Origin of the sequence: Klebsiella sp. RHBSTW-00215 (assembly GCF_014103785.1) — a bacterium.
GTDB lineage: Bacteria > Pseudomonadota > Gammaproteobacteria > Enterobacterales > Enterobacteriaceae > Klebsiella.
Window position 1 is genome coordinate 1 of record NZ_JABXQS010000003.1, and the last position, 13,331, is coordinate 13,331.

Annotated in this window: 8 protein-coding genes and 1 pseudogene; 7 read left to right on the forward strand and 2 right to left on the reverse strand. The window is 48.5% G+C overall.

Annotated elements, in window-relative coordinates; genetic code table 11:
- Positions 1-1,020, forward strand: coding sequence for a plasmid replication initiator RepA (gene repA / locus HV127_RS30495; protein ID WP_009652816.1), 1,020 nt, complete (start codon positions 1-3; stop codon positions 1,018-1,020).
- A 1,014-nt stretch (positions 1,021-2,034) separates the two neighbouring features.
- Positions 2,035-2,196 (forward strand): annotated as a pseudogene (locus HV127_RS30500) (SOS response-associated peptidase); the annotation flags it as partial.
- A 288-nt stretch (positions 2,197-2,484) separates the two neighbouring features.
- Here HV127_RS30500 and HV127_RS30505 read toward each other — a convergent pair.
- Together HV127_RS30505 and HV127_RS30510 are read right to left on the reverse strand one after the other, a co-directional pair.
- Entirely contained in the window at positions 2,485-3,507 is a 1,023-nt protein-coding gene (locus HV127_RS30505; protein WP_000156884.1) for an IS110-like element IS5708 family transposase, read from the reverse strand.
- Positions 3,508-3,792: 285 nt separating this feature from the next.
- The gene (locus HV127_RS30510; protein ID WP_032242306.1) at positions 3,793-4,161 is read right to left on the reverse strand and encodes a hypothetical protein; all 369 of its coding nucleotides are present in this window, start codon (positions 4,159-4,161) and stop codon (positions 3,793-3,795) included.
- A gap of 195 nt (positions 4,162-4,356) precedes the next feature.
- On the opposite strand from HV127_RS30510, the gene HV127_RS30515 reads away from it, so the two are divergent.
- The 5 genes from HV127_RS30515 (at position 4,357) to HV127_RS30535 (ending at position 13,077) form a co-directional block, all read left to right on the forward strand.
- Positions 4,357-5,379, forward strand: coding sequence for an IS110-like element IS5708 family transposase (locus HV127_RS30515; RefSeq protein WP_000156884.1), 1,023 nt, complete (start codon positions 4,357-4,359; stop codon positions 5,377-5,379).
- Between the two features lie 849 nt (positions 5,380-6,228).
- Positions 6,229-7,785, forward strand: coding sequence for a type I restriction-modification system subunit M (locus HV127_RS30520; protein WP_182240946.1), 1,557 nt, complete (start codon positions 6,229-6,231; stop codon positions 7,783-7,785).
- Complete coding sequence (locus tag HV127_RS30525) at positions 7,782-9,047, forward strand: restriction endonuclease subunit S (protein ID WP_182240948.1); 1,266 nt, start codon at positions 7,782-7,784, stop codon at positions 9,045-9,047. Before HV127_RS30520 ends, HV127_RS30525 begins: the two co-directional genes overlap by 4 nt.
- 127 nt (positions 9,048-9,174) lie before the next feature.
- Positions 9,175-12,297 (forward strand): type I restriction endonuclease subunit R, encoded by a 3,123-nt coding sequence (locus HV127_RS30530; protein ID WP_182240950.1) that lies wholly within the window; start codon positions 9,175-9,177, stop codon positions 12,295-12,297.
- A 75-nt stretch (positions 12,298-12,372) separates the two neighbouring features.
- The gene (locus HV127_RS30535) at positions 12,373-13,077 is read left to right on the forward strand and encodes an IS6-like element IS26 family transposase (protein WP_172767804.1); all 705 of its coding nucleotides are present in this window, start codon (positions 12,373-12,375) and stop codon (positions 13,075-13,077) included.
- The last annotated feature ends 254 nt before the right edge of the window (positions 13,078-13,331 follow it).

Sequence of the window (13,331 nt, forward strand, 5' to 3'; positions counted from 1 at the left end):
GTGACTGAACAGCACAATCCGCAACACTGGAGTCAGCTGGATACGGAAGAACAGATCCGTTTCTGGCAGGGCGTTGAAGATGGCCACGTTGAATCTTTTCTGGTTTCCCCGGAAAAGAAGCGTACCCGTCGTCGTCGTGGTGAGCACTCCACCAAACCCAAATGCGAAAACCCGTCCTGGTTCCGGCCATCTCACTATAAGGCGCTCGGTGGCCAGCTTGGCCACGCCTATAACCGTCTGGTGAAGAAAGATCCGCTCACGGGGCAACACAGCCTGCGCATGCATATGTCCCTGCACCCATTCTATGTCCGGGAACGTCAGCGCGCCGGGCGAAAATATGCTTTCCGTCCTGAAAAACAGCGTCTCCTCGATGCGCTGTGGCCGGTGCTGGTCAGCTTCTGTGATGCCGGTAAACACACGGTAGGGATGTGCGTGTCCAGGCTGGCCAGAGAGCTCAGTCCGAAAGACGGCAAAGGTAAAGTCATTCCGGAAACTGAAGTGACCATTCGCCGGGTTTCGGCGCTGATAGCCGAGCAGGTCCGCTTTGGTGTCCTGGGGGTGTCAGAAGAAACCGCCTGGGATCGGGAGTCCCGTAAACGTCTGCCAAAGTACGTGTGGATCACCGCCGCCGGCTTCAGGATGCTGGGCGTTGATTTGATGAAGCTGCAGGAGCAGCAGCAGAAGAAACTGCGCGAAAGCGAGGAACGTCAGGCACTCATTAAAGAGGGCATGTTAGGCGAGCATGAGGATATTTCTGTCCATAAGGCGCGTAAGCGCTGGTATGAGCAGCGTAGTCGTGAGGCCCTGCAGTATCGTCGTGCACAAGGCGCGGCACGCAAACGCGCCAACCGCCTGGCCAGAATGCCCCGGGACCGCCAGGTCTATGAGATGACCTGCTGGCTGAAGAAGACGCTGCCGGCAGACGAGCTCTATGGCTATTCTGAGAACAAGCTTGAGCAGCTGGCGGTACAGCATCTCTATCAGCTGGAACTCTCGCTGAGCCATCCAGCGCCGCATTAGTCCGGCCAGCCAAAATTTGTAAAAAAATAGCCCCTCCGGGGCTTTTTGTGCTGGTATTTTTTGGCCATTTTTGTCTTTCCTTCCTTTTCCCGCCTGAGTTTTTCTCTTTCCCTGATGATTTCGCCGGCATGCTGGCCATCAAACGCCCCCACGTGATCAGTTATCCACAAAAATCCGCAAATAGATAAATGAGAGAATCTGCAAATAAATAACAGGAAACCCGCAATACAGTCTTAACCCAGTATTTTTATCCCCTGCATTGCAAGCAGCAGGGAGATCTTTTGTCTCTGAACACCATTGTGAATAAATCAAAAAGGCCTTCGCTTACAGCGGCCGCAAGCGTCCACGTCGCTCAGAACCAGAAGTGCCTCCCGCCGCTATGCGGCGGGCATAGGCACAACACATAATTTAGTTACATCATCCGGTTAGATTCCCCGTGAACCGCACCAGCGCAATCCTCAGCACCGCACATACCACTCAGAACACCGCAGAAACCTCGCCTCCCACCACCGGAGAACGCTGACGCTTCAACAACATATGTGCCCCCTCCCCACCACTGAAAAGCGCCGCCGCCCCCGGCCAAAGGCCGGGGAAGACATCGCTTTTAATGATGGGTGTTGTAACTACAGGTTCGTCATCGCTGTGAGTAGTGCTGCGGTGAGGTCCGGGGTACACGCTCGTAAGCGCCTGAACGGCGCCAACGCGGAGATACGCCCCGACTGCGGCTCACGCCTTGTCGTGACCACTCCGACCGCGTATAGCAGCTCCTGAAACGTTATTTGTGGGTATAGCTTATCAGGGCGGGGGGGGGCGATTGGCAGAACCTATCAAACCGTAGCCGGCTACGCCGGGCTTCGGCGCCACTCACTTTCCGTTCACCAATGAACATCAGCTGGCGCCTTTTTAACTTCAGCCCCAGCTGGACCCTCTGTACCGCAGAGCGGCATTTTACCTTATCACCTCATGCTATCAGACTCATCACCTATACTTTTTGTCTGGCCACCGGAGGTAACTATGTGCGGACGTTTTTCTCAGTCAATGACGCGGGAAGATTATCTTTCTCTCCTCGCCGATGAAGCCGATCGAGATATTGCCTACGACCCCGAACCAATCGGTCGCTTCAACGTGGCGCCAGGTACCCGGGTTTTATTGCTGAGCGAACGTGACGAACAGCTCGGGTCCGCTTGGAAAAAGGAAATTATCCTACTATAAGGGCTTCCCCGAACAGTCAACGCCGGTTTTTAATTTCTGTCTGTTCATCAATGAAAGGCAAGGGATAAGACTGCGCTACTATAAACGGTCATGCTGAATCGCTAGTGATTCGGACCCTGATGAAAGACGCTCGTGAGATCCTCCTTCGTTAATCGGATAGTGATATCCAGTAGGATATGCAGATACTTCTCACGGGGGTCTAACCCTTTACCATCAACAATTTACAGTTCAGTTACTACTCAGTTAAATTTTTCATGTTGTTGAATACAGTCTGAAGTCATCGCCGTAATGTAATGATGCCCAGCACAACCTCGCATTCTTGGCGGCGATTGCAACGACAGCACGCCAGTATCCCCGCCTACCAATCAACGAGCAGACCCAACGGCTAAACGGGTCCGTTCTATTCTCTGCCCCTACCATTACAGAACGGGCTCCCTGGACCAGTAGGGTTCGCAGATAGGCATCACCCGCTTTTGTTATCCTGCCAAGCTTTGATTTTCCGCCACTACTGTATTGTGATGGCGTTAGCCCCAACCAGGCTGCCAGTTGGCGCCCGTTCTTAAAATCATGGGCATTGCCAATACTGGCGACCAGCGCACTCGCTGTGGTGGGCCCAACACCTTTCAGTTCCATTAACTGCTGGCTGCGATGATCTGTTTTGGCCACACGAGATAATACCCTGTCATATTCGGCGATTTTCTCTTCAATATTAGTGACATGTGTCAATAGATCATCAATGCACAGCCTAACCTGTACTGGCAGAGTTTCCTTCTGGTCAGAAACAACATGACGCAGAGCATCAGTGCTTTGTGGGGCAATAACCCCGAATTCAGATATCAGGCCCCGAAGACGGTTATACGTTGCTGTTCTTTCCTGGATAAATCCCTGTCTTGTCCGATGTAAGCATTGCATTGCCTGCTGGCTTTCGTCTTTGACTGGTACAAAGCGCATATGCGGCCGCTGCACTGCCTCACAAATAGCTATTGCATCAGCTGCATCATTTTTCCCGGTCTTACCCGCCATGCGATAGGGTGAGACAAATTTCGGAGCCATCAACCGGACATCATGGCCATACTGCCTGAATAATCTTGCCCAATAGTGGGCACCCGAGCAGGCTTCCATTCCAATGACACAGGGAGGTAAACCTGCGATGAGTTCAGAAAGTGCTGCACGCGACACCTTGGGTTTAACCAGAACAGCTTTACCATTTTGGTCAATGCAGTGAACAGCAAACACATTTTTAGCAAGATCGATACCGACAGTGGTGATGGTCATAACGAATCCCTCTGGGTCAATGTTTATCCTATGATTGCACGAAAGTTAATCAGGCGCATATCTAGGGGAAGTCCCTTCCATTCGTTAAGCGTTTTAAGCTAACGGGTGATTTCGTTCCATTGAGCGCGAACCCCTGACCGTAAGGGATGTACGAAATGATCCGGCTGTCCGTTAATGGTTTTGCTTACTTTCGGACATGTTGTCTACATGCTGTACGTAATCGTTCGGTTTCGGACGTTTAAGTCACATGCACGTTAACTGTCGGTATTCATCGCCTCACTAGTACTACTCTGCTAGTTCATCATGTTCTTCGAGAGCATATTCAAAATCGGCAACAAGCAAGAAATTTTCTATCCTATAAGCCTGATTTAACTTAATTCGTTGGTATCTTTCGTTCAATAATCGCCATGCTGTTTTCCGTAGTACCATCGGTACGGATTCATCTTTTAAAGTACGCATGAGCACAGAACAGGTTGTCAGAAAAGCAGCGTCCTTACGTTTTCGGTAATACGCATCAGTCGAACAAACCGCAATGATCTCGATTGATTCAGGGTGATGACAGATAGCATTAACCGTAGTTTGTTCATGTATCTGTGCCTTGAGTTCAGCCTGAATTTTTGATTGATGATACATAGCCTTGAGATAGCTAAACATGATTTCCCCATCGAACAGTAAGTCGTGTCAATTCCTAGAGTTAACACATTTCTGATCATGACTCACACGTTACGTTCAGTCGGTAGCCATCTGTGCAAAAAATGCGCTTAGCGAATGGAAGGGACTTCCCCTAGATATGCGCCTGATTAACTTTCGTGCAATCATAGGATAAACATTGACCCAGAGGGATTCGTTATGACCATCACCACTGTCGGTATCGATCTTGCTAAAAATGTGTTTGCTGTTCACTGCATTGACCAAAATGGTAAAGCTGTTCTGGTTAAACCCAAGGTGTCGCGTGCAGCACTTTCTGAACTCATCGCAGGTTTACCTCCCTGTGTCATTGGAATGGAAGCCTGCTCGGGTGCCCACTATTGGGCAAGATTATTCAGGCAGTATGGCCATGATGTCCGGTTGATGGCTCCGAAATTTGTCTCACCCTATCGCATGGCGGGTAAGACCGGGAAAAATGATGCAGCTGATGCAATAGCTATTTGTGAGGCAGTGCAGCGGCCGCATATGCGCTTTGTACCAGTCAAAGACGAAAGCCAGCAGGCAATGCAATGCTTACATCGGACAAGACAGGGATTTATCCAGGAAAGAACAGCAACGTATAACCGTCTTCGGGGCCTGATATCTGAATTCGGGGTTATTGCCCCACAAAGCACTGATGCTCTGCGTCATGTTGTTTCTGACCAGAAGGAAACTCTGCCAGTACAGGTTAGGCTGTGCATTGATGATCTATTGACACATGTCACTAATATTGAAGAGAAAATCGCCGAATATGACAGGGTATTATCTCGTGTGGCCAAAACAGATCATCGCAGCCAGCAGTTAATGGAACTGAAAGGTGTTGGGCCCACCACAGCGAGTGCGCTGGTCGCCAGTATTGGCAATGCCCATGATTTTAAGAACGGGCGCCAACTGGCAGCCTGGTTGGGGCTAACGCCATCACAATACAGTAGTGGCGGAAAATCAAAGCTTGGCAGGATAACAAAAGCGGGTGATGCCTATCTGCGAACCCTACTGGTCCAGGGAGCCCGTTCTGTAATGGTAGGGGCAGAGAATAGAACGGACCCGTTTAGCCGTTGGGTCTGCTCGTTGATTGGTAGGCGGGGATACTGGCGTGCTGTCGTTGCAATCGCCGCCAAGAATGCGAGGTTGTGCTGGGCATCATTACATTACGGCGATGACTTCAGACTGTATTCAACAACATGAAAAATTTAACTGAGTAGTAACTGAACTGTAAATTGTTGATGGTAAAGGGTTAGACCCCCGTGAGAAGTATCTGCATATCCTACTGGATATCACTATCCGATTAACGAAGGAGGATCTCACGAGCGTCTTTCATCAGGGTCCGAATCACTAGCGATTCAGCATGACCGTTTATAGTAGCGCAGTCTTATCCCTTGCCTTTCATTGATGAACAGACAGAAATTAAAAACCGGCGTTGACTGTTCGGGGAAGCCCTTATAGTAGGATAATTTCCTTTTTCCAAGCGGACCCCAGGTGGGCCGATTCCCACGCGGCAGCGGCGCCCGGCAAGGTGGGCCGATTCCCACGCGGCAGCCTCGCCCGGCAAGGTGGGCCGATTCCCATATCGACATGTATGTAGCTTGTGTTATCCGTGGATTGTGCAGCTCAGCGGGTCGCTGGTCGTATGGCGGAGTGTCCCCCGTAACCGGCCGCGTGCGGCCGCTAACGCGCAGTACGGCGCCGCGACCCGAAGGCGGGCCGCCGTTCCCGCGCGCAGGCGCGCGGCGCCCACTACGCACCCCCGTGGGGGACGTGCGGCAGTTGCGTGGCGGTGAGCGAGATTAGGGCTTTGCAGGGAGGTGCGTAATTGCATCTGATTTGGAGCCCCTTTCACATTTTATCTGATCAGCGTTCGCAAATTACCTGATTGCCCAACAAAAATTCAGTCACCTGCTCAAAAATCATCAATGATTAACAGTCGACTCTATAGTTCTCACAATGTCCGCATAATCGTAATATACTAATCCTATTAGTGATTTAATCTACCTACCAAACCGTGGGCAACACATTCTATTAATCAGGAAAACGCAGATGACCAGCCTGCAACAACGCGCCGAATTACACCGTCAGATATGGGCTATTGCGAACGAGGTTCGCGGTGCCGTTGACGGATGGGACTTTAAACAATACGTCTTAGGGGCGCTGTTTTACCGTTTTATCAGTGAGAACTTCACCAGTTACATCGAAGCCGGTGATGACAGTGTTCAGTATGCCGGAATGGCTGACAGTGATATTGGTGATGAGATTAAGGACGATGCGGTCAGAACAAAGGGGTATTTTATCGCACCAAGCCAGCTGTTCTGTAATGTGGCGAAGCGTGCCAATACGAATGACCACCTGAATGCTGATTTAAACAGTATCTTTGTTGCGATTGAAAGCTCTGCATCCGGTTATCCGTCAGAAGCCGACATTAAGGGACTGTTTGCTGATTTTGATACGACCAGTAACCGGCTGGGCAGTACCGTTAAAGAGAAAAATATCCGGCTTGCTGCGGTACTGAAAGGGGTTGAGGGGCTGGCTCTCGGGGATTTTGATGCCCATCAGATTGACCTGTTCGGTGATGCCTATGAGTTTCTGATATCCAATTATGCCGCCAATGCGGGTAAGTCCGGCGGTGAGTTCTTTACCCCGCAGCATGTCTCTAAGCTGATTGCTCAGCTGGCCATGCACGGACAGACCTCCGTCAATAAAATCTATGACCCTGCGGCCGGTTCAGGTTCTCTGCTGCTTCAGGCCAAGAAACACTTTGATAATCACATTATCGAGGACGGTTTCTTTGGTCAGGAGATTAACCATACGACCTTTAACCTGGCGCGTATGAATATGTTCCTGCACAACATCAACTACGACAAGTTTGATATCCGGTTAGGGAACACATTACTGGCTCCTGAATTTAAAGACGAGAAGCCGTTTGATGCGATTGTGTCTAACCCGCCGTACTCCGTGAAATGGGTGGGCAGTGATGACCCGACCCTGATTAACGATGAGCGTTTTGCTCCTGCGGGTGTGCTGGCTCCAAAATCTAAAGCTGACTTTGCATTCGTACTGCATGCCCTGAATTACCTGTCTGCGAAAGGCCGTGCCGCGATTGTCTGTTTCCCCGGCATTTTTTACCGTGGCGGTGCGGAGCAGAAAATCCGTAAATATCTGGTTGACAGTAATTATGTTGAAACGGTGATTTCACTCGCGCCAAACCTGTTCTTCGGCACCACTATTGCCGTTAACATTCTGGTGCTGTCCAAGCACAAAACAGATACCCGCGTTCAGTTTATTGACGCCAGCGGGTTGTTTAAGAAAGAAACCAATAACAATATCCTGACTGATGGTCATATCGAAAAGATTATGCAGGTCTTTGCCAGCAAAGCGGATATTGACCACCTCGCGAAAACAATCCCTTATGAAACGGTATCTGCCAATGACTATAACCTGTCAGTCAGCAGCTACGTGGAAGCTGAAGATACCCGTGAAGTTATCGATATCACGGTACTCAATGCAGAACTGAAAACTACCGTCAGTAAAATTGACCAGTTACGCAAGGATATCGATGCGATTGTGGCAGAGATTGAGGGTGACGAGGTGCAGAAATGAGCGAGCTGAGTTATCTGGAAAAGTTACTGGATGGGACGGAGGTAGTGTGGAAGACTCTGGATGATATTTCTGTAAAAATATCCTCTGGAGGCACACCTAAAACTGGCGTAGCTGAATATTATGATGGAGACATTCCTTGGCTACGAACTCAAGAAGTTAATTTTTGTGACATATGGGATACTGGAGTAAAAATAACTGAATCTGGAGTTAAAAACTCCAGCGCAAAATGGATACCAGTCAATTGTGTAATTATTGCAATGTATGGAGCCACAGTTGGTAAGTTAGGTATTAATAAGATACCAATGACAACTAACCAAGCTTGCGCAAATATAGAAGTAAACTCAGAAATCGCTGATTATAAATATGTGTTTTATTTTCTATCCAGTCAGTATCAATATATAAAATCCTTAGGCTCTGGCTCACAGACAAACATCAATGCAGGGATAGTTAAAAAACTCCTAGTTCCGATCCCTTGCCCGGATAATCCGGAAAAATCTCTGGCCATCCAGTCTGAAATCGTCCGGATTCTTGATAAATTTACCGCCCTTACAGCTGAGCTTACCGCTGAGCTTACCGCACGGAAAAAACAGTACAACTACTATCGTGACCAGTTGCTGAGTTTTGATGAGAAAAATAGAGGAAGTCATCTGGAAAAACTATTGGATGGAGCTGAGGTTGAATGGGTTAGTTTGGGTAATCTCACCTCATTAAGGCGAGGTAGGGTAATGTCGAAAGGTTACTTTGTCGACAATGTAGGCGATTATCCAGTATATAGTTCCCAAACAGCAAATAATGGGATGATTGGTTCTATTGATACCTTCGATTTTGATGGTGAGTTTGTTAGTTGGACAACTGATGGTGCTAATGCCGGAACAGTATTTTATCGTACAGGAAAGTTTTCTATAACAAACGTTTGCGGCCTTATTAGTATAAAAAATGGCGCCCCATTAAATTATAAATTCCTTTTTTATTGGTTATCTACTGAGGCAAAAAAACACGTTTACGCAGGTATGGGTAATCCAAAACTAATGAGTCATCAAGTTGAAAAAATACCTGTCCCCATCCCGTACTCCAACAACCCAGAGAAATCGCTGGCTATCCAGTCTGAAATCGTGCGGATTCTGGATAAATTCAACACGCTCACCAACTCAATTTCCGAAGGTCTCCCTCGTGAAATAGAACTACGCCAGCAGCAGTACGAATACTACCGTGACCTTCTGTTCAGCTTCCCTAAGCCAGAAATAGCTCAAAATACACATTAAGTCTTTAATTCTATGGTTCGGAGGTGAATGAGCCTCCGAACTGAACCTGACCATCAAAGATTTACTCACCGGCAGCCTGACATGTTTCTCTGCTGGTATTTCACTGAAGAGGCATACAGGACGCCCTATGACATCACAGACCAAAACTATCGCGGAAACAAATCACTTCATTGTACTGGATAAGTATGTGACTGAATGGGAAGCGAGTGACCGCTACCAGAGTGAATCGGAGTTAGAGCATGAACTGATTCAGGATTTACGTAATCAGGGTTATGAGTTTGTGCCTGATTTAACCTCTCAGTCGGCGATGCTGGCCAATGTGCGGGTGCAGCTTCAGGCGCTGAATCAGGTGGTATTTAGCGAAGGGGAGTGGCGGCGCTTTACTGAGGGTTATCTCGATAACCCCAGTGATACTCTTATCGATAAAACCCGTAAGATTCATGATAACTACATTTGTGATTTCACTTTTGATGATGGTCGTCTTGAAAATATCAGTCTTATCGACAAGAAAAATCTTATCCGTAATAAGTTGCAGGTTATCCAGCAATTTGAACAGACGGGAACGCATGCGAATCGCTATGATGTAACAATACTGGTCAATGGACTACCACTGGTACAGGTTGAACTGAAGAAGCGTGGTGTGGCGATTAGGGAGGCCTTTAACCAGATTCATCGCTACAGCAAAGAGAGTTTTAATAGCGAAAATTCGTTATTCAAATTCCTTCAGGTGTTTGTGATATCTAACGGAACAGATACCCGTTACTTTGCCAATACGACTAGACGGGATAAAAATAGTTTCGATTTCACCATGAACTGGGCGCGGTCTGACAATACACTGATTAAAGACCTGAGAGACTTTACGGCCACGTTCTTCCAGAAACATACCCTGCTGAATATCCTGTTTAATTACTCGGTATTTGATACCAGCGACACACTGCTGATTATGCGCCCCTACCAGATTGCAGCCACTGAACGCATCCTCTGGAAAATTAACAGTGCGTTTCAGTCAAAGAAATGGAGCAGCACTGACGGAGGCGGGTTTATCTGGCATACGACAGGCTCAGGAAAAACCCTGACCAGCTTTAAAGCCGCCCGACTCGCAACTGAACTGGATTTCATTGATAAAGTATTCTTTGTGGTTGACCGCAAAGACCTAGATTATCAGACCATGAAAGAGTATCAGCGCTTCTCACCGGACAGCGTCAACGGCTCTGACAGCACCGCGGGACTGAAACGTAATATCGATAAAGATGACAATAAAATCATTGTCACGACTATCCAGAAGCTGAATAACCTGATGAAGGGGGATGCAGATTTAGCCGTCTACCAGAAACAGGTCGTCTTTATTTTTGATGAATGTCATCGCAGCCAGTTCGGGGAAGCCCAGAAAAACCTGAAGAAGAAATTTAAACGTTTTTATCAGTTTGGTTTCACAGGCACACCGATTTTTGCCGGTAAAAATGCGCTGGGCGCGGAAGATACTGCCAGTGTATTTGGTAAGGAATTGCATGCCTATATCATCACCGATGCCATCCGTGATGAAAAAGTCCTGAAATTTAAGGTGGATTACAATGATGTGCGCCCGCAATTTAAGGCGGTAGAAACCGAGACAGACGAGAAGAAAATTACTGCGGCAGAAAACAAACACGCCCTGCTGCACCCTATGCGGATTGCGGAGGTTACAAACTACATCCTTCAGCACTTCCGGCAAAAGACCCATCGGGCTTTCCCCGGCGCTAAGGGCTTTAACGCTATGTTCGCCGTCAGTAGCGTCGATGCCGCCAAAGCCTACTATGAATCCTTCAGACACATCCAGAAGTTAAGGGCTGAGCAGGACAGCAGTTATAAGCCCCTGACGGTTGCGACCATTTTCTCGTATGCTGCCAATGAAGCACAGGATGCTATCGGTGATATTAACGATGAGAGTATTGATACCTCAGAGATGAACCCAGGCTCCCGTGAGTTTCTGGAATATGCCATCGCTGACTATAACGCCGCCTTTAAAATGAATTTCAGCACTGATGGCAACGGTTTTCAGGATTACTACCGCGACCTGGCTAAACGGGTTAAGTCTCAGGAAGTGGACCTGCTGATTGTAGTGGGTATGTTCCTGACCGGCTTCGATGCTCCGGCACTGAACACGTTGTTTGTCGATAAGAACCTGCGTTATCACGGGCTGATGCAGGCATTCTCGCGTACCAACCGGATTTATAACGCCACGAAAACCTTTGGTAATATCGTCACGTTTCGGGACTTAGAGCAGGCCACCATTGATGCCATTACCCTGTTCGGGAAGAGCAACACCAAAAGTGTGGTCATGGAGAAAAGCTATACCGAATACATGGAAGGCTTCACTGATGCAGTCACGGGTGAAACACGTCGTGGTTTTATCGATATTGTCCGTGAGCTGGAGACCCGCTTTCCTGACCCGGCAGATATCACTTCTGAAAAAGAGAAAAAAGCCTTCATCAAACTGTTTGGCGAATACCTGCGGGCTGAAAATATTCTGCAAAACTACGATGAGTTCACGGCACTGAGAGCGATTCAGGCAGTGGATATCAATGACCCTGCCGCCGTTGACGCTTTTAAGGCTGAACATTTCCTTGATGATGAAAAACTGACTGCACTCCAGTCCATCCGGTTACCTTCCGAACGAGAAGTACAGGACTATCGTTCAAGCTACAACGATATCCGTGACTGGCAGCGCAAGGAGCGCGAAAGTAATGTGAAGGGCAATACGACAGTCAGCTGGGATGACGTGGTGTTTGAAGTTGACTTGCTGAAGTCTCAGGAAATCAATCTCGATTACATTCTTGAACTGATTTTTGAATACAACAAACAGCACCCGAACAAAGAGACACTGAAGGAAGAGGTCACCCGGCTTATCCGTGCCAGTCTGGGGAACCGGGCGAAAGAAGGGCTGATGCTGGAATTTATCGGGCAGACAGATATAGATAACCTGCCGAATAAAGAGTCCGTGATAGAGCAGTTCTACACCTTCGCTCAGGCCGCTCAGCAGCGGGAAGCGGAGGCATTGATTCAGGAAGAGAATCTCAATCACGATGCTGCCAGGCGTTATATCAGTGCGTCACTCAAGCGTGAATATGCCACTGAAAACGGGACGGCTCTGAATGAAGCGTTACCGAAACTCAGTCCGCTAAATCCACAGTATAAAACCAAGAAAAAGACGGTGTTTCAGAAGGTCTCAGCATTCATTGATAAGTTCAAAGGGGTGGGTGGAAGGATCTGATGTTGTTCAGGAGGCACTGTTGCAAATAGTCGGTGGTGATAAACTTATCATCCCCTTTTGCTGATGGAGCTGCACATGAACCCATTCAAAGGCCGGCATTTTCAGCGTGACATCATTCTGTGGGCCGTACGCTGGTACTGCAAATACGGCATCAGTTACCGTGAGCTGCAGGAGATGCTGGCTGAACGCGGAGTGAATGTCGATCACTCCACGATTTACCGCTGGGTTCAGCGTTATGCGCCTGAAATGGAAAAACGGCTGCGCTGGTACTGGCGTAACCCTTCCGATCTTTGCCCGTGGCACATGGATGAAACCTACGTGAAGGTCAATGGCCGCTGGGCGTATCTGTACCGGGCCGTCAACAGCCGGGGCCGCACTGTCGATTTTTATCTCTCCTCCCGTCGTAACAGCAAAGCTGCATACCGGTTTCTGGGTAAAATCCTCAACAACGTGAAGAAGTGGCAGATCCCGCGATTCATCAACACGGATAAAGCGCCCGCCTATGGTCGCGCGCTTGCTCTGCTCAAACGCGAAGGCCGGTGCCCGTCTGACGTTGAACACCGACAGATTAAGTACCGGAACAACGTGATTGAATGCGATCATGGCAAACTGAAACGGATAATCGGCGCCACGCTGGGATTTAAATCCATGAAGACGGCTTACGCCACCATCAAAGGTATTGAGGTGATGCGTGCACTACGCAAAGGCCAGGCCTCAGCATTTTATTATGGTGATCCCCTGGGCGAAATGCGCCTGGTAAGCAGAGTTTTTGAAATGTAAGGCCTTTGAATAAGACAAAAGGCTGCCTCATCGCTAACTTTGCAACAGTGCCATGTGGTTTCTCTTCTGGAATATTCAGAAAGGGGTCGTCTCAGAAAACGGAATCTATGGTCACTCCCGTTTTTGCAACACCGATTTTGACGATAAGTTGGCTTGCTTGAATCTATCCGGCGTCTGAATGGGATTTTATTCCCGCGCCTCGATGAGTTCCGCGCCTGATGAACCTCCAGAAAATATACGGCTTCAGCGAGCCT

Coding starts and splice junctions, on each gene's coding strand:
- HV127_RS30505 (WP_000156884.1), bottom strand. CDS start 3,507: ATGACCATCACCACTGTCGGTATCGATCTTGCTAAAAATGTGTTTGCT.
- HV127_RS30510 (WP_032242306.1), bottom strand. CDS start 4,161: ATGTTTAGCTATCTCAAGGCTATGTATCATCAATCAAAAATTCAGGCT.
- HV127_RS30515 (WP_000156884.1), top strand. CDS start 4,357: ATGACCATCACCACTGTCGGTATCGATCTTGCTAAAAATGTGTTTGCT.
- HV127_RS30520 (WP_182240946.1), top strand. CDS start 6,229: ATGACCAGCCTGCAACAACGCGCCGAATTACACCGTCAGATATGGGCT.
- HV127_RS30525 (WP_182240948.1), top strand. CDS start 7,782: ATGAGCGAGCTGAGTTATCTGGAAAAGTTACTGGATGGGACGGAGGTA.
- HV127_RS30530 (WP_182240950.1), top strand. CDS start 9,175: ATGACATCACAGACCAAAACTATCGCGGAAACAAATCACTTCATTGTA.
- HV127_RS30535 (WP_172767804.1), top strand. CDS start 12,373: ATGAACCCATTCAAAGGCCGGCATTTTCAGCGTGACATCATTCTGTGG.